A 21530-nucleotide genomic window follows, 5' to 3' on the forward strand; every position below is an offset into this window, starting at 1 on the left:
CCTTCCCTAGTCTCGTCGTACGATTTGAATGGTCGCGCCGCTTCGGGTGACCGCTGACAGTTCCTTGAGATCGGGTATCGGCCAGTCGTCGAACTGTTTCTGCAGGGCCCCGAGGTCACCGCGCCAGTCCTGAAGGTTCAGCACGACACGTTGGGTCTGCTGACTCGTCACCTTATCGCGCACTTCGGTCCAGACGCCGCGCACGGCCTTTCCTGGCGTCGGGGAGTAGCAGTCGAAGACGTGGCCCTCGACCAGGTAATCGGGGTCCTTCCGTGGTTCCCCGTGATCACCGGTGCGTTGCCGCGCCTCGGCCACCTCAGGTCGGGTTGGGTTGGGTTTTGCTGTACCCGGTAGCCGCGGTCGGCCAGAATATCGGCGCACTCGTTTTCCCGTTCCAGCGACCGACGTACGCCGGGATCCTCCCGCTCGCGGATTCTGGTCCGCGGGCCAACTGGTGACCCGCCTGCGCGGCCGGTCGCCCGCCTTGTCCAAGCCGAACCGGTGTAGTCGTCGCCTGCCGACCCGCGGGCGCCATCGTTGTCAGAAGGAGTCGGAGACGGGCTGGCCGGCGAGGAGCCGCCAGCCCCTGCTAGTTTCCCGAACTGCCGGTCCGGCGGGCGTCGTTGATGGCCGAATCGAGCGACTGCCGGGCCGCGGCGCCGCGCTGCGCCGCCATCACAAGGATCTCCTTGACCGCACCGAGCATGGACAGCAGCGGCCCGGGATCACCACCCTGCAGGACCCTGGCGACCAGAGCCCTGGTCTCGTCGACCCGGTTGATGGCCGAACCCACTTCGCCGCCGGCGCCGTCGACCTTGCTCGCCACCCGGCTCAACGCGTCGGTCACCTCCGCCGGTGAAGCCTCTTTCGGCACGGCCCCTACCGCAGTGAGAGCCTCACCGACCGTGCCGCCGACACCGTTCAGGGCGGCTCGAATCTCTCTGATCGCCTCCTGCACCCGTGACACGCCCACGGCCACGCCGCCGAATCCCGCGGCCGCCGCTCGGGCCGCTACCTGCCCCGCCTCCTGCTCGGCCGCCCCAGCCCTCGACAGGGCCTGATCAATACCGGCCCCCATGGACTGCAACTCGCCGCTGATGGCGTCGGTGCGCGACATGTCCGCCGAGCCCTTCATCGAGCCTGCACGACGATCGCCGTGTAGGGGGTGGGTCTTGATACCGTCGCCGCAGGGCGGCGGACGCCATGACAGCGTACGAGTCCTGGCAAGCCCTCCCGGGACCCCGACAACCTTGGACCGTCATGAACGACGACCGCATCCGTGTGCACCGGGTGTGCTCCGTCGTCGCTGACCAACGGTGAGCGGCGCCGAGGGATCATGGTTGTCGATGCCCGTCGGGCGCCGGAGCCGGCCCCCGTGCGGTCGGTGTGCGATCCGCTGGTGGCAGCGCCAGCGCCGACCACCCCCGCACCTCCCTGCGGTACGCTGACAGCCGCCGCCAGCTAGCCTGGAGCGCCGCGCCCTCGTAGCTCAGGGGATAGAGCATCGGTTTCCTAAACCGTGTGTCGCAGGTTCGAATCCTGCCGGGGGCACATATCCGGCCATAGACCTTGGCAGCTAAACGTCCTGGTCAGCCCACTGGCTCGGCGGACGAGGAATTGTCGAAGGTCCTGTGGCTGACCCGTCACATCGTTGAGGGTTGAGCAGGTCAGCGAGTTGAGGGTTTCGCAGATCTGTCTCCACCCCTCAGCCGTGCTGCCGCCGGTCCCGCTGCGACGCCGCGCGAACGCTGGGCGTGCGCTCCTGCACGGCACAGGGGCTCCACTGACGGGTGCCGTAGTGTGCCTGCCGTCCACGGCGGTCACCGACGTGCCGGACGAGGCCCGCCGCTCCGCCGAAGCCTTCAGCAACCCGGCGCCGCTCTCCGCTGGCGGCATGACGCACCTCGGCCTGCGGCTGGGTCTGCGTCGTCGGAACGGCACTCGTGGACTACGGCCCACGATTGCCGTTGTCGTTACATCGAGGCGGATGGCCATACCTTGGGAAGGATGAACCGATCCGTGCACGACCTCAGGAGCGAGACTGGCTCGTATCGGCGCCGTAGCGCAGTCCGTCGATGAGGAGTGCGACCATGCGCCGGCTGTAGGCGGCTCCCTCGTCAGGCGCGGGTTGGCACAGCTGGGCGACGGCATGCAGGAGATCCTTGGCGCTGATGTCGGCACGGATCTCACCAGTCGCTGTCGCGGCTTCGAGTAGCGCCTCGAGAGCAGGTCCGAGTCGCTGCATGAAGTAGCCGGGCAGGGCGTCGAACGCCGGGTCACCGGAGTGAAGGGCCGCAGCGAGTCCTCGTTTGGTCGCGAGAAACTCGGTGTACCGGTGGAGCCACTTCGCGAGTACTGTTCCTGCCTCATGCGCGGCGGTCAGGGCCGGGCCCGCGTCGGCGCAGGCATCCACCTCGCGCTGAAACACGGCCTTGACCAGGTCGGAGCGCTGCGGGAAGTGCCGGTAGAGCGTTCCCACCCCGACGCCGGCCAGATCGGCGATCTCCTTCGCGGGCGCGTCCACGCCCGACGTGCCGAAGACAGCCTTCGCCGCTTCGAGCAAGGAGTCGACGTTGCGTCGCGCGTCGGCGCGCAGCCGGCGCGGCGCGGGCTCGCGGGCGCCCAGACCCCCAGGGTCGGTCGAGTCGACCCTGGTCGGCGCCGGGTTCTCCACCACGACTCTCCTTCGCTTGCTAACCGGAAAGCAATTCCGTATAGTTCCGGAAGGGCGTTCCGTTTCGATCCAGGGTACGGCATCCCGACCGCGACCTTCAGAGAAGCCGCATGCGGTACCGCACCCTGAGCCGAACCGGCATCGAGGTCAGTCCCTGGGCGAGCGGCGCATTGATGCTCGGCGTCAATCGGCGAACCCATCACGACAACTGGATTTGCATCAGCCACCGAGCACTGGACGCGGGGATCAACGTCGTTGTGCGCGCAGCACTGCCTCCGGCCTCCAGCGCTCGAACCTCCGCCGTCGGCCCATCAATGATCGCGCCGCCGGCTGACCTCATCCCCTCACCGCTCTCGGGCGGCGACGCATCCACAACGCCGCCGTGTCCAGAACCGCAGAAGGCAGTACGGCCAACCCACGATGACAGGACTGGTCTCATGACCCACAAGCAGCATCCCATCGGGACAGGATTCACCGCCGCGTCGACGGTCGACGACATCCTCGCGGGCATCGATCTCACCGGCAAGAACGTCGTCGTCACCGGCGGCCACTCCGGGCTCGGCCTGGTGGCCACCCGGGCACTGGCCGAGGTCGGCGCCTCCGTCACCGTCGGCTCGCGCAACCCGGACCGTGCTGCGGCCGCGATGGCCGGGATCGAGCGCGTCGAGGTCGGTCAGCTGGACCTCCTCGATCCGACTTCGATCGACGCCTTCGTCACCCGCTATGTCGACTCCGGCCGCCCGCTCCACATCCTGATCAACAACGCGGCCTTCCTGGCCCCCGCCGAGGTTGGGCGGGATGCGCGCGGCTACGAGGCACAGTTCGCGGCCAACCATCTCGGCCACTTCCAGCTGACCCTGGGCCTGCTGCCCGCACTGCGCGCTGCTCACGGCGCCCGGGTCGTCAACACGACGTCCGGTGCCCAGCGAATGTCCGACATCCTGTGGGACGACCCGCACTTCACCACCGGCAGATACGATCCCCACCTCGCCTACGCCCAGTCCAAGACCGCCAATGTGCTGATCGCGGTCGAGTTGGACCGCCGATGGGCCGCCGAGGGGATCCGCGGCTACGCCGCGCACCCGGGCGTCGTGGCCGCTACGGCCTTCAACAGCTCCGTGGGTGCGGACGCGCAGCGGGCCATGGGACTGATCGACGAGTCCGGTCGGCCGATCATCGACCCCGACCGTGGGAAGAAGACGCCGCAACAAGGGGCCAGCACCATCGTGTTCGCGGCCACCAGCCCGCTGCTTGCCGAGATCGGCGGTGTCTACTTGAACAACAACGACATCTCGCAGCTGAACGACGAGCAGCCGCCCGTCACCGCGCAGGAGGTCTCGGCCGACGTCGTGTCACACTCCATCGATCCGCGGTCCGCGCAGCGGCTCTGGGAGCTGAGCGAGCGGCTTCTCAAGGCGTAACACCCGCACAGGCGCGTCCGGCTTCAGCGGCTCGGCGTACCGGTGGCTCCACTGCGCGAATGCTGCTCCTAACTCGTGCGTCCCCCTACCGCTCTCGCGCGGCGGGCGCATCCGCAGCGCCCGCCGTGCCCCAGACCAGAACGTAGTCAACGGCAAGTTCGGCATCGCGGCGCCCACACCTTCACGCTGGAAGCCCGGCGTATCGCACTGGACAAGCACAGCCGCCCGCCTTGCGGGCACCGCTGGGGCCGTCGACGCTCTTGCCTCGTCGTCGGCCCCATCCGGCCAGCGCGGCGAGCCGGCGCAGGAAACCGGAGCCGTCGGCGGCGACCTGCTTGGCGAGGGTGCCGGGGTCGGGCAGCCAGACGAGCGGAACCGCGCTGGGCAGCCGCCCGGCGGCGTACCCGGGCGCCAGGCTGGTTCCGCCCGCCGGTGGGTGCGGTGGCTGCACCTTCGCGCTCTCACCGACGGCGCGCCGTCCGCCATCGATGAGTCCGGTCCACGCGTCCCTGACAGCGACCCGTGCGGTAGCGGAGGTAACACCTATTCGATAGCACCTTGACGATAACTCCTTCACCAAATACGGTGGTATCAGTGCTACCACGACGTGAAGGAGCGTTACCCGATGTCTGTCGTCCTCGTCACCGGAGCCGCCACCGGGATCGGCAACCTGACCGCCCGCGCCCTGGCCTGCGCCGGTCACACCGTCTATGCGAGCATGCGGGATATCGGCGGTGGTAATGCCGGGCATGCCACCGAAATGCGGGCGTACGCCCGGGAGTCCGGCACCGACCTGCACGTCCTCGAACTGGACGTCACGTCGCAGGACTCCGCCGACGCCGCCGTGCGCAGCGTCAACGAACGGCACGGCGACCTCGACGTGGTGATCAACAACGCCGGGCACCTGTACGTCGGTTACGTCGAGGCGTTCACCGACCAGGACCTCACGCGTCTGATCGACATCAATGCCGTCGGCGCGCACCGTGTCAACCGTGCGGTCCTGCCGCACTTCCGGCGGCAGCGGGCCGGGGTGCTGATGTACGTGGGCAGCACCATCCCCGTCACGACCCCGCCGTTCCTCGGCCCGTACGCGGTGAGCAAGGCCGCGATGGACGCGCTTGCCGTGACGACCGCCTACGAGGCCAACGCGTTCGGCATCGAGACGGTCATCGTCATGCCGGGCGCCATCACCGAGGGCACCGAGCATTTCCCGAACGCGAGCCGGGCGAGCGACCTGGACGTCACGGCGGCCTACGCCGGGCTCGACCATCTCGTCGAACGCAATGAACGCGCCACCGCCGCGCTGCTCAAACACCCGCTGATGGGCGCTGCCGGCGTCGCCGCGGAAATCGTCCGCGTCCTGGACCTGCCCTTCGGCGACAAGCCGTTCCGGACCGTGATCGACGACGCCCACGCCGGCGTGGAACACGTCAACGACGTCGCATACCAGACCCGCGCCGACTTCGTTCGGCGGTTGGGTTACCCCGAGCTGCTCGCCCCGGCCCGTTCCTGACCGACACCTGAGAAGGAGAACAACGTGCCCCCCAACCAGAGCAGGGTTGCCGTCCTGACCGGAGGATCCCGCGGGATCGGCCGCACCGTCGCGCTGAGGCTCGCCGCCGACGGCCAGGACGTGGTGGTCGGCTACGCCAACAACGAGACCGAGGCGAAATCCACGGTCGCGGCGATCAGGAACATCGGGGGTCGCGCCGTAGCGGTCCAGGTGGACGTGGCCGAGGAGGACGGGGTCACGGCACTGTTCGACACCGCCGAGCGGTCGTTCGGCGGCGTGGACGTTGTCGTGAACGCGGCGGGCGTCATGATCCTTAAACCGGTCGCCCAGTTGGACCTCGACGAGTTCGACCGGATGCACCGCACCAACCTCCGCGGCACCTTCGTCGTCGCCCGTGAAGCGATCAGTCGTCTGCGTGCGGGCGGCGCGATCATCAACTTCTCCACCTCGGTCACCCGGCTCAACCTGCCCAGCTACGCGGCGTACGCCGCGAGCAAGGCAGCCGTGGGGGCCCTCAGTCCGATCCTGGCCAAGGAGCTGCGCGGCCGGGACATCACCGTCAACGCCGTGGCTCCTGGACCCACCGCGACCGCGCTGTTCCTCGAGGGCAAGAGCGACGACCTCATCCAGAGCATCGCGAAGCAGAACCCGATGGAACGGCTCGGCCGCCCGGACGACATCGCCGAAGTGGTGTCCCTGCTCGCCGGCCACGGCCGATGGATCAACGGTCAGACCATCTTCGTCAACGGCGGCGCCGCCTGACGAACCGCGGACCACTCAGCTAGCCGCCTCGGCGGCACGAGGAGGAGAAGACAGATGGCTCAGCAGATCCACGGCTCCGCAACCGCACCGATGCCGGTCACGCCTGCGGCGCACGCCACGGCATCATCCTCTGGCCAATTCGTACGCTTCACCCTTATCGCGGCCGTCATCGCCGCGGCCGCGGCGTTTCTCAGCGAGACACTCGGGCTGCACGCCTGGGCGATGTTCGTCGGCTGGGTGGCCTGGTTCACCCGTCCGGCCTCGGCTCTGCACGGCGTCCACGCCGTCATCAGTCTGTGGGCGGGAATGCTGCTGGCCGTGGCCGGGCACTTCATCGTCGCCTTCCTGTCCCCGTCGATGGGGGTGGCGGCGCTGCCCGTCGCGGTGTTCGTGCTCGCCTGCGTCGCGGTCGGCATGCGTACCACTCCGGTGCTCGACAACATGCTCGCCTGGTTCGTCGGCCTCGTCGGGTTCTTCGCCCTGCACCCCGAGAACATACTGACCGGGCTGTTCACGTTGATCGCGGCCAGCGCCGTGGGCGCCGGCGCCGGCTACGCCTGCCAGCGCCTGCAGCAGCGATTCGCCGCCTGAGCGGGGCGGAAGAGCCGGCATCGCAGTTCCACAGGCCGGTGCAACCCGGCCCGGTGACGCGGTGCCGGCTCGATCGTCCACCACGACAGCTACGACCGGCCGAGGGTGCGGGTCGGGTGCGTGATCTGGCAATGAGCCACTCTGCCGCGCGTGCGGCGAGTCAGGCGACAAGACCCTTTCGAAGGAGGCAGAGCCATGTTCCATCGACCGATTCGACGCGCCGCGGCGGGCCCGAGCCTGATCGCCGCGCTCGCCCTGGCGGCCTGCTCGCCCGATCATCAGCCGATGGCCAACCCCGGCAACGGGCAACCGAGCGCCACGCGCGGTGACGGCCCGGTCGCGACGCTCGGCGAGCCCACCGAGCTCGCCAACGGCCTCAACGCGCCGTGGGGGCTGACCTTCCTTCCCGACGGATCCGCGCTGGTGTCGCAGCGGATCACCGGTGACATCGTCCGGGTCCCGGCCGGCGGCGGCAGGCCGCAGACAGTCGGCGCGGTACCCGGTGTGGTGGCCAGCTCCGAGGGCGGTCTGCTCGGCATCGCCGCCTCACCCGACTTCGCCACCGATCGCACGGTCTACGCCTCGGTCTCCGGTGCGCGGGAGAACGCCATCGTCGCCCTGCGCGTCGCCGACGATTTCGGATCGCTGCGGCAGGACCGAGTGCTGCTCGGCGGCATCCAGACCGCCGACCGCCACCACGGCGGACGCATCGTGATCGGCCCGGACGGCAACCTGTGGATCGGCACCGGCGACGCGTTCCAGCCGGAGAGCGCTGCCGACGACGCCGCGCTCAACGGCAAGGTCCTGCGGATCCGCCCGGACGGCTCCATCCCGCGAGACAACCCCTCGCCCAACTCTCCGATCTACTCCTCCGGGCACCGCAACGTCCAGGGGATCGCCTTCGGGCCCGACGGCACGGCATACGGTTCCGAACTGGGCCACCGCACCTGGGACGAGGTCAACGTGCTCCGGCCGGGGCAGGACTACGGCTGGCCGGAAACCGAGGGTGTGCAAGGCGGCACCGGCGTGCCGCCGATCTTCACCGTTCATCCCGATGACGCCTCGCCCTCGGGCGTCGCCTACGCCGCCGGATCCCTCTGGATCGGCGCGCTCGGCGGTCAACGTCTGTGGCAACTACCGGTTGCCGGCAGCGCCGCGACCGGGGACGCCGTCGAGCACTTCGAGGGCGACCACGGACGCATCCGTACCGTCGAGGTCGCCCCCGATGGGGCGCTCTGGCTGGTCACCTCCAACACCGACCGCGCCACCTGGGGCGGAACCGATGCGCGTCCGGGTGACGACCGCATCCTGCGCGTCGAGGTGCAACCACGCTGAGCGCGCACGTACCCGATCCGCAGGATCCGCGGTGTCGGTCGGTGACGATCCAGCCACACACCCCGATCCCGGCGACGCTCCGCCGTTCGTCGACATGAGGAGGTAACGGCCGATGTACATTACGGCCATGCCCGCCAAGGCCCCCCGCGAACGCATCATCGAGGCCACGGCGACGCTACTTTCCGAAGGCGGACGCGACGCCGTCTCCACGCGCACCGTCTGCGCGGCGGCCGGAGTGCAGACGCCGGCCATCTACCGGCTGTTCGGCGACATGCAGGGCCTGCTCGACGCCACCGGCAGCTTCGTTCTCGCCACCTACCTGGCCCAGAAGACCGCGATCGAGGACAGCGACGACCCCGTCGAGGATCTGCGCGCCGGATGGGATCTCCACGTCGAATTCGGCCTCGCTCAGCCGGCGTTCTACGCCCTCATCTTCGGCGACGTGCGTCCCGGCCACGAACCCCCGGCCGCGGGACAGGCCGCCGCCATCCTCGCCCGTCGGGTCAACCGCATCGCCCAGGCCGGCCGGCTTCGCGTCACCGAGGAACGCGCCGCCCAACTCGTCCACTCCACCGGCAAAGGCGTGACGCTCACGCTCATCAGCACACCGCCGGAGAAACGCGACCTGGCACTCTCCCCGATCGCCCGCGAGTCAATCCTGGCTGCCATCACCACCGACACCGTCACCGCGGCCGCCTCCACCGGTCTGCTCAACGCCGCAGTCTCGCTACAAGCCCACCTCGACGAGGCCACCGTCCTCACCGAGGGGGAACGCGTGTTGCTCGGCGAGTGGTTACACCGCATAGGCAAGCACTGAGTCACCGTCGACCAGCGTCTGTTCGGGTGCGGCGGAGAGCCCAGGGCTGAGTTCAGCCGAGTTCTCCGACGATCCTCGCTACTTCGCCTGGCACGGACAGGAACGGCGCGTGTGAGGAGTCCAGCGTCACGACGGCGGTCGGATTCTCCGGGAAGGCGGCGTCGGCTTCCGCGACGAACAGCCGTTGGAGGGCCGGGCGGATCGCCATGTCACGAGCACAGACGACGTAGGTGCGGGGGACGGAGCCCCAGCCGTCGCGGGTCAGCCGGGTGGTGCCGAGCATCATGCTGACCGGGGCGTCCGGGGTCAGCAGGCCCAGCGCGGCGTCGGCGACGACCGGGTCCACGTCGCCGTAGAACGCGTCGCGAAGCTGCCGACGATAGGCGGGATCGTTCGAGGCGAGGTCGAGCCGCAGCGCCCCGGTTACGTCGGGATCGCCCCGAAGGGCGGGCAGGACCAGCGCGCCCGCGTTCTCTGGCAGCACGAAGTAGCGGCCCGCCGTACTGCCCGAGGCGGGCATGACCGCAGCGAGGTACACCGCGTGCGCCACCAACTCGGGAACCTGCTGCGCCACCCGGGTCAGGACGGTGCCGCCCATGCTGTGGGCCACCACCGTGACCGGGCCGCCACGGCCGAGCCGTTCGATCTGGGAGACCAGCAGATCCGCCGCTTGGTCGAGGTCCACATCCGCCACCGGCGAGACCTCGGTGGCCAGTTCCTCCGGGTCGAACGGACGTATGGTCAGGCACTCGGGGCGACGGGCGCGCAACCCGTGCCCGGCCATGTCAACCGCCAGCGTCGGGCGGCCAGACGGCACGAGGTGGGCAATGACCTCGTTCCAGCACCAGGCACCATGCCAGGAGCCGGGCAGAAGAAGGATCGGCGTAGAACTGGGGGACATGGCCACTCCGTTGAAGTGGGGGTGCAGTTGTGTCAAAGGCCGACGCCGCGTCACCACTCGCCGTGCCCGAGAGGTACTTGGTGCTCCTACGAGCACACGATCCGGCGCCCGTTCTCCCCGTCATGGCCCCAGCCGGGTGCGCACCGGCGTCACCGTTCCACCGCCAGGCGTACGCCCAGTCCGACGAAGATGCCGCCCGTCGCCGCGTCGATCCGGCGGCGTACGGCGTGCCGGCGCCGGAGCCATCCGCCGATCCGGCCGGCGAAGACGCCGACCGCGCCGTCGACCAGGAACTCGAGCGCGATCATGATGGCGCCGAGGATCGCGAACTGCAGCCAGACCCGGCCCAGGTGCGGGTCGACGAACTGGGGCAGGAAGGCGATCGTGAAGGTGACCATCTTCGGGTTCAGCAGGTTGGTCAGCAGACCGCTGTAGTACGCCCGGCGTCCCGACATGCCGCCGCCGGCGACCGGCAGTTCGCCCCGGGCGTCGTTACGGCGCCGGATCATCTGCACACCGAGGTAGATCAGGTAGGCGGCGCCGACGATCCGGACCACCGTGAAGGCGGTCGGCGCGGCCGCGAAGAGGGCGGCCAGTCCGGCGGCGGCCACGGCGACGTGGACCGCCTCGCTCGTCGCCACCCCGGCGGTGGCGAGCAGCCCGGCGCGGGCCCCACCCCGCATCCCGCAGCCGAGCACGAACAGCATGTCCGGTCCGGGGGTCACCATGGCGACCATCGTGGTGAGGGTGAACGCCACGAGCAGGTGCTGGTCGATCGGCATGAGGAAGATCGTTCCATACCCCGGACCCCGTGGCCGGGACGCCGGTGCGGAGGACGGCTCTCCGTCCTCCGCACCGGGTCTGGCGTGCGATCAGCTGGCGGTGCAGGTGGGCGTCAGGCTCGACGCGCTGCCGGTGCCCTGGAAGCCGAACTCCGTCGACTGTCCGGCGGCGATCCGGCCGTTGTGGGTCGCGTTGCTGAACCGGACCGCGCCACTGGTGCCGCTGGCCGAGGTGTTCCAGGAGTTCGTGACCGTGGCTCCGGACGGCAGGGTCAGGGACACCGTCCAGCCGCTGGTGCCCGACGAACCGGCGGTCACCCGTACCGTCGCCACGAAGCCGGCGCTCCAGGAGTTGAGCGACACCGACGCCGTGCAGCCCGCGCCGGCGGGCGGCGGGGTGGTGGTGGGGTTCGGGCCCGGCGGCGTGGTGGTCGGGTTGGGGCCCGGCGGGGTGGTGGTCGGGTTGGGACCGGCGCCGTTGTTCAGGGCGCTCAGCACCGCGTCGTACGCGGGCTTCTTGTTGCCGCTGCCGTCGAAGAGCAGCGGGGTGCCGCTGGCCCGCCACGAGTCGGTGTCCCGGATGCCCCAGACGGTGATGCCGGTGCAGCGGGCGACGGCCAGGCAGTCGTTCACCACGTTGCGGTAGGTGTTGGCCTGAGTGGTGCCGGAGCCTTCGATGTCGAGCTCGGTGATCTGCACGTCCACCCCGAGCGCGGCGAAGCTGGACAGCGTGGTGCGGTAGTTGCTCGGGTACGGCGAGCCGCTGTTGAAGTGGGACTGGAGCCCGACGCAGTCGATCGGTACGCCGCGCTGCTTGAAGTCCTGCACCATCCGGTAGACGGCCTGGGTCTTGTCCCAGGTCCAGTTGTCGGTGTTGTAGTCGTTGTAGCAGAGCTTGGCGGCGGGGTCGGCGGCCCGGGCGGCCCGGAAGGCGGCCTCGATCCAGTCGTTGCCGGTGCGCTGGAGGTTGGAGTCGCGGCGGGCGCCGCCGTTGCCGTCGGCGAACGCCTCGTTCACCACGTCCCAGGCGACGACCTGGCCCCGGTAGTGGGTGGCGACCTGCGTCACGTGGTTGAGCATCGCGGTGCGCAGCGCGGCGCCGCTCATGTTCTGCATCCAGCCGGGCTGCTGGGAGTGCCAGGCCAGGGTGTGGCCCCGGACCTGCATGCCCCGGCTGCGGGCGTGGCTGACGATCCGGTCGGCGTTGGTGAAGTTGAACTGCCCCTGCTGCGGCTCAGTGGCGTCGATCTTCATCTCGTTCTCGGGGGTGACCGAGTTGAACTCGCGGTTCAGGATGGTCGTGTACGCGCTGTCGCTGAGCTTGTTCGCGGCCACCGCGGCGCCGAAGTAGCGACCCCGCTCCGCCGCCGACGCGCCCAGGGTCGTACCGGCGTTGGCGGAGGTCGCGACGGTCAGCGCCGCACCGGCGGCGAGGGCTGCCGCCGTGAGCGATACCAGTGCGATGCGCGCTCCCGCCCGTGTCTTCGGGCGTCTGATGTCAGGGACGGACGTGTTGCTCATGACCTGTTGCCTCTCGGGGTGCGGAGACGGACGGTGGGGGTGGGGGCGTCGACACCGACGTGCGGCTCGGCCAGTGAGCCAACTCCACAGCCTGACATCGACATTTCTCGATAGCGAGAAACGCTAACGGAAAGATTCCGAAACCTCAATGGCTCCGTTGTCGCGCCCCGCCCGTCCGGCCCGGCGACCGGGGTGTCGAAAGGGTCCGTCGCGGCGGCCGGTCGCCCCGCTGGGCTGGTCGGGGTCCGGCCGGCAGCACGGATCGCCCGGAGCCGCGCGCTGCCGCCGGGCGCCGAAACTTTCCGAAACATCCGCCGCCACAGGCCGGCGCGGCAGTCCGACCGATCCGGCGGCAGGTCCCACCCGGGGCGGCTACCCGTGCCAGCCCTCCGGCTCCTCGAACTCCATGATCGGCCGTACCTCGATGGTGCCGCGGAGCGCGCCCGGGCAGTGGGCCGCCCACTCCACGGCGGCGTCCAGGTCCGGCAGGTCGACCAGGTAGTAGCCGGCCAGCACCTCACGGGTCTCCGCGAAGGGTCCGTCGGTCACGGTCCGTCGGCCGTCCCGGCCCACCCGTACGCTCGTCGCGGTCTCGGTCCCCTGTAGCGCCTGACTCGCCAGCAGGGCCCCGGCGTCGCTCAGCGCCCTGTCGTACGCCCAGTACGTATCGATCTCCGCCTGGATCGCCTCCGGCGAGGTCGGGTCGCCGGTCGGGTCGCCGTAGATCAGGAACAGGTACTTCATCGGGTCCTCCGGGTTGTCGCGTCACGGGCGCGCGGCGGATCTGCCACCCAGCATGACGCCGAACGCCGTCGCCCGGAATCGACACCCCGCCCGCCGGCACCGGAAAGCCTTGGGGTGCTGCTCCGCTGCCCGGTCCGGCGAAGAGTCCCGGCGGGCCGGCGATGCCCGGGCCGGGCACCGCCGGCCGTCCGGCTGCCGGGGCGCGGCCGCCTCGGCTACCGGGTGGCGAGCGCCCGGAAGAACGCCCGGATGTCCGTGACCAGCTCCGCCGGCGCCTGTAGCGCGGCGAAGTGCCCGCCCCGGTCGTACTCCGACCAGTGGGTGATCCGGTTCGCCAGCTCCGCCAGCCCGCGGATCGCGCCGTCACCGAGGAAGTTGACCACCCCGGTCGGCACCGGGGACGGCTCGGGGCGGGCACCCCAGCCGTCCCCGCCGGCCTCACGGTAGAGCCGGGCGGCCGAGCCGGCGGTACCGGTCAGCCAGAAGATGCTGACGTTGGTGAGGATCGCGTCCCGGTCGATCGGGGTCTTCGCGGACGTCGTCGGGTCCCAGTCGACGAGCCACTCGAGGTTCCAGGCGAGCTGCCCGGCGGGCGAGTCGTTGAGCGCGTACGCCAGGGTCTGTGGCCGGGTGCTCATCTGGGTGGCGTAACCGGAGTGCTCGTACCACCACGCCTCCTGCTGGCGCACCACGTCCCGCTCCGCCTCGGTGAGCTTCTCCAGCTCGCCCGGGTCGATCGTCGTCGCGGCGTCCACCAGCGCGTTGAGGTGGACCCCGATGACCCGGTCCGGGGCGATCCGGCCCAGCGCCGGCGAGACGATGCTGCCGAAGTCGCCGCCCTGGGCGCCGTACCGCGGGTAGCCGAGGCCCCGCATCAGCTCGTCCCAGGCCCGGGCGATCCGATTGGTGCCCCAACCGCTCTCCCGGGTGGGCCCGGAGAACCCGAACCCGGGCACCGACGGCGCGACGACGTGGAAGGCGTCGGCCGGGTCCCCGCCGTACGACGCCGGATCGGTCAGCGGCCCGATGATGTCGACGAAGTCGTACACCGTGCTGGGCCAGCCGTGTGTGATCACCAGCGGGGTGGCGTCCGGCTCCGGGGAGCGTACGTGCAGGAAGTGGAGGTTCTGTCCGTCGACCGTCGTGGTGAACTGCGGGAACGAGTTGAGCCGGGCCTCGTGCCGGCGCCAGTCGTAGCCGGTGCGCCAGTAGTCGACGAGGTCGACGAGATATTCCCGGTTGACCCCGTACGCCCAGCCGGCGTCCGGCAGCTCGTCGGGCCAGCGGGTCCGGGCGAGCCGGTGGTCGAGGTCGTCCAGGTCGGCCTGGGGGATGTCGACCCGGAAGGGTTCTGGGGTACGCATGCCGCCGAGTCTGCGATCCCATCAGGACAGGTCCGTTCCTGTTTCCGTGGCATCGTCGAACCATGCTGGAGACCTCGGCCCGACTGCTCCGGCTGCTGTCGCTGTTGCAGACCCACCGCGACTGGTCCGGCGCCGAACTCGCCGAGCGACTGGGCGTGACGACCCGGACGGTCCGTCGGGACGTCGGGCGGCTGCGCGAGCTGGGCTATCCGGTGTACGCCGCGCGGGGCGCCGTCGGCGGGTACCGGCTGGGTGCCGGCGCGTCGGTGCCGCCGCTGCTGCTCGACGACGAGCAGGCGGTGGCGGTCGCGGTCGGGCTGTGCACCGGCGCGACGAGCGGGGTGGCCGGGCTCGACGAGGCGGCGCTGCGGGCACTGCGGATGGTGGAGCGGGTGCTGCCGTCCCGGCTGCGGCACCGGATCGGTGCGCTGGCGGCGGCGATGGTCGCGATGCCGCCGCAGGGCGGTCCGGAGGTGCACACCGGCGTCCTCACCGGGATCTCGGCGGCGATCCGGTCGGCCGAGGCGCTGCGCTTCGACTACGTCGACCACCACGGTGCCGGGTCGCGGCGCGAGGTCGAGCCGCACCGGCTGGTCACCTGGGGACGGCGCTGGTACCTGGTCGGCTGGGACGTCGTACGGGCGGACTGGCGTACCTTCCGGGTCGACCGGATCCGGCTCCGGACCCCGAACGGGCCCCGGTTCACCCACCGCGACCCGCCGGACGGGGACGTGACGGCGTACCTGCGCCGGACGATGGGTTTCGAGATGTGGCCGCACCGGGCCCGGTTGCTGTTGCACGCCCCGGCATCGGAGGTCGCCGGTCGGGTCGACGGGGTGCTCACCCCGGTCGACGACCGGAGCTGCCGGCTGGAGCTGGCCTCGGACTCCTACGACATCGTCGCGCTCGTGCTCGGCATGCTCGACGTCGACTTCACCGTCGAGTCGCCACCGGAGCTGGCCGACCATCTCCGCCGGCTCTCCCGGCGGTTCGCGGAGGCGGCCGGCGGGATGCGCCCCCTGGACGGATCGGCCGAGGGTGGCGCGGTCGCCGGGCCGCTGGCGGGGTGAGGTTGGCGGCGGGACGACGCCGGGCGCCCGCTACAGCCAGCCGTGCTCCCGGGCGGTCCGGTACGCCTCCGCCCGACTGGTCACCCCGAGTTTCTGCACCACCGCGGCGAGATGGTTGCGCACCGTACCCTCGGACAGGTGCGCCCGCCGGGCGGTCGCGGTGACCGGGGCGTCGGGTCCGGCCAGCCGCAGCACCTCCAGCTCGCGCGGGGTCAACGGGCACTCCGGGGCGGTGAGCGCGTCCGCGGCCAGCGCCGGATCGACGTACCGGGCGCCGGCGTGCACCCGGCGGATCACGTCGGCCAGCGCGCCGCCGGGCGCCCCCTTGGCCAGGAAGCCCCGGGCACCCGCGGTCAACGCCCGGCGCAGGTGCGCCGGACGACCCCGGCCGGTCAGGATCACCACCGCACACGAGGGCAGCGCGGTGGCCAGCTCGGCGGCGACCCGCAGCCCGTCCAGGGCCGGCATCTCCAGGTCGACCACCGCGACGTCCGGGCGGTGCGCCAGGGCGGCGTCCACCGCCGTACGCCCGTCGGCGGCCTGCGCCACCACCTCCAGGTCGGGTTCGAGGGCGAGCAGGGCGGCGACGGCGGCCCGGATCAGGTCCTCGTCGTCGGCGAGCAGCACCCGGATCACGTCGCCGCGCCCACGGTGGCCTCCAGGGTGAAGACTCCACCCTGGGCGCGGGTCCGCAGGGTCCCACCCTCCTCGGCCAGCCGGTCGGCGAGGCCGCGCAGCCCGTAGCTGTGCCGGTCCGGCCCGCCGTGCCCCGGCCGGTCACCGGACCCGACCCCGTCGTTCGACACCGTCAGCCGCACCTCGTCGCCCTCCCGGCGGACCTCGATCGTGCACCAGCCGGCCCGGCTGTGCCGGAGCACGTTGGTGCTCGCCTCCCGCAGCACCGGTGCGAGTTGGGCGGCGACCCGCGTCGACAGCTCACCGGCCGGTTGGACGACCGTGCAGCGTACCCCGGAGGAGCGCAGCACCTGCGCGGTCGCGGTGAGCTGTTCCCGGAGGTCGACGCTGCGGTAGCCGTGCACCGCCTCGCGTACCTCGGCCAGCGCGGTGACCGCCAGCCGCTGTACCTCGGCCGCCTCCCGGCCGGCCCGCTCGGCGTCCACCGGCGCGAGCCGGGCCGCGAGTTCGGCCTTCAGCGCGATCACCGAGAGGTCGTGCCCGAGCAGGTCGTGCACGTCCCGGGCGAACCGGAGCCGCTCCTCGGTGGCGGCCAGCCGCAGCTGCGCGGCGCGACCCTGCCGGGCCTGGAGCAGCAGGTCCCAGAACCACACCTGCAACCAGTTCAGCGCGGCGAACCCGAGCCCCGTGCTGCCGCTGATCACCGCGGCGTCCCGTACGGAGCCGCCGGTCCAGCGGGCCACCGCCATCGCCACGACGACCGCCGCCACCATCGCCGCGACCGCCGGCCAGCGGCGCAGCAGCAGGGGCGCCGTGCCGACCACCGCGGCCCCCAGCCAGGCCCAGGTCAGCCACCGCCCCTGCGCGACCGGACCGGTCAGCGGTACGGAGAGCGCGGTGGCCGCGGCGAAGCCGAGCAGCAGCCGGCGCCGGACCGGTTCGCGCAGCCAGGGGGTGACGACGGCGTAGAGCGCGCCGGTCTGGGCCAGTCCGAAGAGAACCACGCCCAGCGTCCCGAGGGCGATCCACTGTGGACGGGATTCCCGCAGCAGGCCGACGGCGGGCATCAGCAGGCCGGTCAGCGCCCAGACGGCCAGCGACACCAGGGTGACGAGCCGGGGCCGGCGCAGCACCGGGTCCGGCTCCGACCGCTCGGGTACGGACTGCCGCGCAACCCTCGCCACCTCCCCGATGCTACGCAGCCACGCCACCGCCCCCCTCGCGGTGATCAGGGAACGGTTCCGCGTGTCGTCGGCGCGTCGCGGCGCCGGCTCCCTGATCATGGCGATCAAGAAGGGGTACGGCGCGGCGGGTTACGCCCCGGCCGAGCGGGCCCGGACGAAGACCTCGATGCCGTCGAGCACCCGTTGCAGGCCGAACTCGAAGGACCGGCCCGGATCGGAGGGCGCGTTGTACTCGGCACCGGTGACCTCGCCGACCCGGGCCGCCACCGGATAGCGCGCGGGATCGAAGACCTGCTCCAGCAGCGGGGCGTACGAGTACCACCACTGCTCGTCGGTCATCCCGGTGCGCTGTTCGGCCTGGGCCGCCTCCACCGCGCCGCGTACCGCGCCGTGCACGTAGTCGGCGAGCAGGCTGACCAGGAGATCCATCTCGATCTCGGTGAGGCCCAGCCCCTCGACCACGGTGAGTTCGCGATCCCACTTCGCCATCAGGTGCGGTCCCAGCACCGGCCGGCTGGTCGCGACCTGGAGCAGCCACGGGTGGCGGCGGTAGAGCGCCCAGTTCTCCCGGGCCAGCCGTTCGAGCCGGGTTCGCCAGCCCGCGTCGCCGTCGTCCGCGGTCGCCACCTCGCCGTGCACCGTGTCGAGCATGACGTCGAGCAGCTCGGCCTTGCCCGGGACGTACGTGTACAGGGACATGGCGGTGACCCCGAGGTGCTCGGCGACCCGTCGCATGGAGAGCCCGGCCAGGCCCTCGGCGTCGGCTATCGCGATCGCGGTCCCGACGATCGCTTCCACCGTGAGCTTCGGTTTCGGCCCGCGCCGGGGGCGGTCCTGGACCCCCCACAGCAGCTCCATGCTCCGCTTCGGGTCTCCGCCGCCGGTGTACTCCGTGGTCACCCCGCCATTCTCCCCGGGCCCGAACTCCGCGAGGTTCCGCGCTCGGGTCCGGGCGACGGCGGCCCGCCGGCCGCGGCCGGGCCTAGCCGGGGCGCCGATCGCCGGGGCCGACCACCGGCCGCCAGTGCCGCAATCCGACCACGGTGACCCCCGGCGTGCGGTAGTAGGGGTCCGCCGACATGATCTCCCGGGCCGCCGTCTCGTCGTCGACGTCGAAGAGCAGCAGCGCCCCCGAGTCGTCCCGCCACGGCCCGGCCGCGACCAGCCGGCCCTCGGCGTGCAGCCGGGCCAGCTGCTCCCGGTGGGCCGGGCGGGCGGCCAACCGGGCCGGGTCGTCGGTGAAGCTCAGTTCCAGCACGATCATGTGCCGACCGTACGGTCCGCCGGCCGCCTCGCGCTGTATCAGCCGATACAGCCGTTGGGCGCCGCCGCCGCATCCGCCGGCCAGGGGCGGAGAATCGTGGCATGGACAGCGAGCTGGCCGCGCTCGCGGCGGTACCGGTCTTCGCCGGGCTCGGGCCGGACCGGCTCCGCCGGCTGCTCGACCGGTCGGCGGTGCGCACCGTCCGGCCCGGCGGCATCCTCGCGGTACGGGGGGAACCGGCCACCCACGTGATCGTGGTGCAGGCCGGGGTGCTGACCGCGCTGCACGAGACGGCCGACGGGCGGCGGCTGCGACTCGGCGAGTTCGTCGGCCCGTGCGCGGTGGACAAGAGCGCGGTGCTCGACGGAAGCGGACACACCGCGACCTGGCAGGCCGCCACCCTGGTCCGGTGCCGCCTGATCCCCGCCGCGGAGCTACTGCGGCTGATCGACGACCTGCCGGCGGTCCGGCGGCACGTGCTCGGCCACCTGGCCGCCCGACTGCGCGACCAGCAGGACGCGCTGGCCCGTACCGTCTTCGCCGACGCCCCGGGCCGGGTCGCGGCCTGGCTGGTCGCGGCGGCCGGCCGCACCGGACGGCGGGTGCCGCTGCCCGGCGCCCAGCAGGGGCTGGCCGAGTCGGTCGGGCTGAGCCGGGTCTCGGTCAACCGGGCGTTGGGCGTCCTCGCCGCCGAAGGGCTGCTCCGGGTGGAACCGGGCGCGGTGGTGGTCCTCGCCCCCGAACTGCTCGCCGCGCGCGCCGGCCGGGGATGAGACCCCGGGTGTCCGGGCAGCAGAGCGAGCGGCCGGGGCCGGGGCGACGGCGGCCGGCGCGAGGACCTCAGTCGATGGCCACGGCCAGTTTGCCGATCGTGCCCGGGGCGTTGAAGTCGGCGAACGCCTGCGGCACCTCGTCCAGCCGGTAGGTACGGGCGATCGTCGGACGCAGCCGACCAGCGGCCGTCTCGGTGGCGAGATGGTCGAGCACGATCCGGTCCGGCACGGCCTGTACGGCGGTGGCACTGAGGTCCCGGTCGCCGATCCGGTCGGTGCCCGCGCCGAGGGTGGACGAGATCCGACCGCCGGGCGCGACCAGCTCGGCGAGGAGATCGGGGTCGCCGGCCAGGTGCACCAGGGCGTCCACCCCGCCGGGCGCCAACGCCCGCACCTGTGCCGCCACGTCACCGCGATGGTCGACGGTGTGCGCCGCGCCCAGCGCGTGGAGCTGGTCGGCCCGGGGGCCGGGCTCGGCGGTGGCGATCACCGTGGCGCCCCGGGCGGCGGCGAGCTGTACGGCGTAGTGCCCGACGCCGCCGGTCGCACCGGAGATCAGCACCGTCTCGCCGTGCCCCGGCGCCACCGCGTCGACCGCGGCGAGCGCGGCGACACCGGCCAGACCGAGCACCCCCGCCGCCGGATAGTCGAGCCCGGCCGGTAGCGGGGCGAGGCCGATCGACTCGGGCACGACGACGTACTCGCCGAACGAACCGTCGCCGAGGGCGGGCTTGGCCACCACGCCGAAGACCTTCTCGCCCGGCATGAAGCCCGAGACGCCCCGGCCGACCTCCGCGATCGTGCCGGCGAAGTCCCGGCCGAGCACGATCGGGTACTGGTGCTCCACCGTGCCCTCCAGGTAGCCGCCGGCGAGTTTGGCGTCGAAGCCGTTCAGCGAGGAGGCCCGGACCCGCACCTTCACCTCCCCGGCGCTCGGCGAGGGTTCCAGCACCTCCCGGAGCTGGGGCGTCGCGCCGTACGACTCGGACATCACCGCTCGCATGACAGGTCTCCCTCGGTCGCTGATCGTCCTCAGTCGAAGAACCGGGCCAGGTGGCCGGGGTCCGGTCCGGGGTCGTCGTCGGCGAGCGGGGTGAGGTCGGCGAAGATCGAGGCGCCGTCGCAGCCGGCGTGCAGCGGGTACCAGCGGGGGGCGCCGGGATGGCGCTGGCAGATGTGTTTGACCGTCTGCACGTCCAGCAGCCGTACGTGGGTCGGGTCGGCGACCGCGTTGACATGCCCCCACCACGGGCTCATCACGTGCAGGGTGCCGCCGGGCCGCAGCACCCGGTGGCACTCGTCGACCAGGGTCAGGAAGTCGATCAGGTGTTCCAGGATGTGCACGGTGAAGATCACGTCGACCGAGTCGTCGGCCAGCGGCAGCGAGGTGGAGAGGTCGGCCCGGGCGTCCACGCCGGGGGCCAGCCGCAGGTCCAGGCCCAGGTTGCCCGGGTACTGCTTGGCGGCGCCGCAGCCGAGGTCGAGCATGATCGGGTCCCGCCCGCCGATCCGCACCCGCGACCAGACCGCCAGTACGCCGTCCAGCCGCCCGACGAGCTGCCGGACCAGCGCCAGCTCGGCGGGGTCGGCGGCGTCCCCGGTCAGGTGTGCGACGCCACGGTCGAACCGGACCTCCACGGCGGTTCCGCGCAGCCGGTCGTCGTGCTTGACCAGGTCGGCGTACGCCGCGCCGAGGAACTCGTCGATCGCCCGCAGGCGCTCACCGGAGGGCGCCCTGTACGACACCGCGACCATCACCCACCTCCCGGCCGGGGCTACCCGGATCCGGACCGGATAAGCCTCCCGCCCGGCGGGGCGACAGCTCCGGGGCGTGCCGGGTGGTTCAGCCGACGGTGCCGCGGCGACCGGTGCCGCGGATCCGCGGCCGGGGCGCGGCCGCCGGCAGCGGGCGCTTCAGGTGGTAGCGGTGCAGCTCGCTGCTGCCCTGGGTGGGGTCCTCGGTCACCGAGACCAGCTCCCAGCCCTGCGCGCCGGCCCGGTTGAGGTGGGCCAGCGCGGTGTCCCCGTACGGGGAGACGTCGAGCACCCCGCCGTCCGGGCTGTACCAGGTGAAGGCGAGTTCCCATCCGGCCTCGTCCAGCCGGGGTTGACGGCGCCGCACCAGCAGGGCGTACTCCCATCTGAGCATGTGGTCATTCTCGCCGCTCGGGGGACGCC

At 71.8% G+C, this 21530-nt stretch carries 23 protein-coding genes, 1 tRNA gene and 1 pseudogene; 9 read left to right on the forward strand and 16 right to left on the reverse strand.

The window, feature by feature from the left end:
• Window positions 1-6: 6 nt before the first annotated feature.
• Both ACQEUR_RS02375 and ACQEUR_RS02380 read right to left on the reverse strand, forming a co-directional pair.
• Window positions 7-434 (reverse strand): annotated as a pseudogene (locus tag ACQEUR_RS02375) (hypothetical protein).
• A 155-nt stretch (window positions 435-589) separates the two neighbouring features.
• Window positions 590-1135: a DUF6244 family protein gene (locus ACQEUR_RS02380; RefSeq protein WP_433024539.1), complete on the reverse strand. Its 546-nt coding sequence runs from the start codon at window positions 1133-1135 to the stop codon at window positions 590-592.
• A gap of 343 nt (window positions 1136-1478) precedes the next feature.
• On the opposite strand from ACQEUR_RS02380, the gene ACQEUR_RS02385 reads away from it, so the two are divergent.
• Window positions 1479-1551: transfer RNA gene (locus tag ACQEUR_RS02385), tRNA-Arg, on the forward strand.
• Between the two features lie 478 nt (window positions 1552-2029).
• Here ACQEUR_RS02385 and ACQEUR_RS02390 read toward each other — a convergent pair.
• A complete protein-coding gene (locus ACQEUR_RS02390) occupies window positions 2030-2626 on the reverse strand; it encodes a TetR/AcrR family transcriptional regulator (RefSeq protein ID WP_433025891.1) in 597 nt (198 codons plus the stop codon).
• Between the two features lie 158 nt (window positions 2627-2784).
• On the opposite strand from ACQEUR_RS02390, the gene ACQEUR_RS02395 reads away from it, so the two are divergent.
• Window positions 2785-4095: an SDR family NAD(P)-dependent oxidoreductase gene (locus ACQEUR_RS02395; protein ID WP_433024541.1), complete on the forward strand. Its 1311-nt coding sequence runs from the start codon at window positions 2785-2787 to the stop codon at window positions 4093-4095.
• Window positions 4096-4276: 181 nt separating this feature from the next.
• On the opposite strand, the gene ACQEUR_RS02400 is transcribed toward ACQEUR_RS02395, so the two are convergent.
• Window positions 4277-4546 (reverse strand): hypothetical protein, encoded by a 270-nt coding sequence (locus tag ACQEUR_RS02400; RefSeq protein WP_433024543.1) that lies wholly within the window; start codon window positions 4544-4546, stop codon window positions 4277-4279.
• A gap of 174 nt (window positions 4547-4720) precedes the next feature.
• Here ACQEUR_RS02400 and ACQEUR_RS02405 point away from each other — a divergent pair, with 174 nt between their 5' ends.
• The 5 genes from ACQEUR_RS02405 to ACQEUR_RS02425 all read left to right on the forward strand — a co-directional run bounded on the left by ACQEUR_RS02405 (window position 4721) and on the right by ACQEUR_RS02425 (window position 9113).
• Window positions 4721-5608, forward strand: coding sequence for an SDR family NAD(P)-dependent oxidoreductase (locus ACQEUR_RS02405; RefSeq protein WP_433024545.1), 888 nt, complete (start codon window positions 4721-4723; stop codon window positions 5606-5608).
• 24 nt (window positions 5609-5632) lie between these two features.
• A complete protein-coding gene (locus ACQEUR_RS02410; protein WP_433024547.1) occupies window positions 5633-6370 on the forward strand; it encodes an SDR family oxidoreductase in 738 nt (245 codons plus the stop codon).
• A gap of 54 nt (window positions 6371-6424) precedes the next feature.
• The gene (locus ACQEUR_RS02415) at window positions 6425-6961 is read left to right on the forward strand and encodes a DUF1097 domain-containing protein (protein ID WP_433024549.1); all 537 of its coding nucleotides are present in this window, start codon (window positions 6425-6427) and stop codon (window positions 6959-6961) included.
• A gap of 195 nt (window positions 6962-7156) precedes the next feature.
• Window positions 7157-8296 carry a PQQ-dependent sugar dehydrogenase gene (locus ACQEUR_RS02420; RefSeq protein ID WP_433024551.1) on the forward strand — a complete coding sequence of 380 codons (1140 nt, stop codon included), beginning with the start codon at window positions 7157-7159 and terminating at the stop codon, window positions 8294-8296.
• Window positions 8297-8423: 127 nt separating this feature from the next.
• Window positions 8424-9113 carry a TetR/AcrR family transcriptional regulator gene (locus ACQEUR_RS02425; RefSeq protein WP_433024553.1) on the forward strand — a complete coding sequence of 230 codons (690 nt, stop codon included), beginning with the start codon at window positions 8424-8426 and terminating at the stop codon, window positions 9111-9113.
• Window positions 9114-9165: 52 nt separating this feature from the next.
• Here the strand turns inward: ACQEUR_RS02425 and ACQEUR_RS02430 are convergent, their stop codons facing one another.
• From ACQEUR_RS02430 to ACQEUR_RS02450, 5 genes are all read right to left on the reverse strand, one after another.
• Window positions 9166-10014: an alpha/beta fold hydrolase gene (locus ACQEUR_RS02430; RefSeq protein ID WP_433024555.1), complete on the reverse strand. Its 849-nt coding sequence runs from the start codon at window positions 10012-10014 to the stop codon at window positions 9166-9168.
• Window positions 10015-10163: 149 nt separating this feature from the next.
• A complete protein-coding gene (locus ACQEUR_RS02435) occupies window positions 10164-10796 on the reverse strand; it encodes a LysE family translocator (protein ID WP_433024557.1) in 633 nt (210 codons plus the stop codon).
• A 90-nt stretch (window positions 10797-10886) separates the two neighbouring features.
• Window positions 10887-12317 (reverse strand): endo-1,4-beta-xylanase, encoded by a 1431-nt coding sequence (locus ACQEUR_RS02440; protein WP_433024559.1) that lies wholly within the window; start codon window positions 12315-12317, stop codon window positions 10887-10889.
• Between the two features lie 372 nt (window positions 12318-12689).
• Window positions 12690-13061 carry a YciI family protein gene (locus ACQEUR_RS02445; RefSeq protein ID WP_433024561.1) on the reverse strand — a complete coding sequence of 124 codons (372 nt, stop codon included), beginning with the start codon at window positions 13059-13061 and terminating at the stop codon, window positions 12690-12692.
• Window positions 13062-13276: 215 nt separating this feature from the next.
• Window positions 13277-14425, reverse strand: a complete 1149-nt coding sequence (locus tag ACQEUR_RS02450) for an epoxide hydrolase family protein (RefSeq protein ID WP_433024563.1) — start codon at window positions 14423-14425, stop codon at window positions 13277-13279.
• A gap of 62 nt (window positions 14426-14487) precedes the next feature.
• Between ACQEUR_RS02450 and ACQEUR_RS02455 the strand changes: the two genes are divergently transcribed.
• Entirely contained in the window at window positions 14488-15495 is a 1008-nt protein-coding gene (locus ACQEUR_RS02455) for a helix-turn-helix transcriptional regulator (RefSeq protein WP_433024565.1), read from the forward strand.
• 30 nt (window positions 15496-15525) lie between these two features.
• On the opposite strand, the gene ACQEUR_RS02460 is transcribed toward ACQEUR_RS02455, so the two are convergent.
• The 4 genes from ACQEUR_RS02460 to ACQEUR_RS02475 all read right to left on the reverse strand — a co-directional run bounded on the left by ACQEUR_RS02460 (window position 15526) and on the right by ACQEUR_RS02475 (window position 18579).
• Window positions 15526-16131, reverse strand: coding sequence for a response regulator transcription factor (locus ACQEUR_RS02460; RefSeq protein ID WP_433024567.1), 606 nt, complete (start codon window positions 16129-16131; stop codon window positions 15526-15528).
• On the reverse strand, window positions 16128-17315 hold the full coding sequence (locus ACQEUR_RS02465; RefSeq protein WP_433024569.1) for a sensor histidine kinase: 1188 nt from the start codon (window positions 17313-17315) through the stop codon (window positions 16128-16130). Before ACQEUR_RS02465 ends, ACQEUR_RS02460 begins: the two co-directional genes overlap by 4 nt.
• Before the next feature lie 129 nt (window positions 17316-17444).
• Window positions 17445-18215, reverse strand: a complete 771-nt coding sequence (locus ACQEUR_RS02470; protein ID WP_433024571.1) for a TetR/AcrR family transcriptional regulator — start codon at window positions 18213-18215, stop codon at window positions 17445-17447.
• 82 nt (window positions 18216-18297) lie between these two features.
• Entirely contained in the window at window positions 18298-18579 is a 282-nt protein-coding gene (locus ACQEUR_RS02475) for a YciI family protein (RefSeq protein WP_433024573.1), read from the reverse strand.
• A 101-nt stretch (window positions 18580-18680) separates the two neighbouring features.
• Here ACQEUR_RS02475 and ACQEUR_RS02480 point away from each other — a divergent pair, with 101 nt between their 5' ends.
• Window positions 18681-19352: a Crp/Fnr family transcriptional regulator gene (locus tag ACQEUR_RS02480; protein ID WP_433024575.1), complete on the forward strand. Its 672-nt coding sequence runs from the start codon at window positions 18681-18683 to the stop codon at window positions 19350-19352.
• 67 nt (window positions 19353-19419) lie between these two features.
• Here the strand turns inward: ACQEUR_RS02480 and ACQEUR_RS02485 are convergent, their stop codons facing one another.
• From ACQEUR_RS02485 to ACQEUR_RS02495, 3 genes are all read right to left on the reverse strand, one after another.
• Window positions 19420-20355 carry an NADP-dependent oxidoreductase gene (locus tag ACQEUR_RS02485; protein ID WP_433024577.1) on the reverse strand — a complete coding sequence of 312 codons (936 nt, stop codon included), beginning with the start codon at window positions 20353-20355 and terminating at the stop codon, window positions 19420-19422.
• Window positions 20356-20384: 29 nt separating this feature from the next.
• Window positions 20385-21107: a methyltransferase domain-containing protein gene (locus tag ACQEUR_RS02490; RefSeq protein WP_433024579.1), complete on the reverse strand. Its 723-nt coding sequence runs from the start codon at window positions 21105-21107 to the stop codon at window positions 20385-20387.
• Window positions 21108-21195: 88 nt separating this feature from the next.
• Window positions 21196-21501 carry a hypothetical protein gene (locus ACQEUR_RS02495; RefSeq protein ID WP_433024581.1) on the reverse strand — a complete coding sequence of 102 codons (306 nt, stop codon included), beginning with the start codon at window positions 21499-21501 and terminating at the stop codon, window positions 21196-21198.
• Between the last annotated feature and the right edge of the window lie 29 nt (window positions 21502-21530).

Source organism: Plantactinospora sp. CA-290183, from assembly GCF_050936375.1.
GTDB lineage: Bacteria > Actinomycetota > Actinomycetes > Mycobacteriales > Micromonosporaceae > Plantactinospora.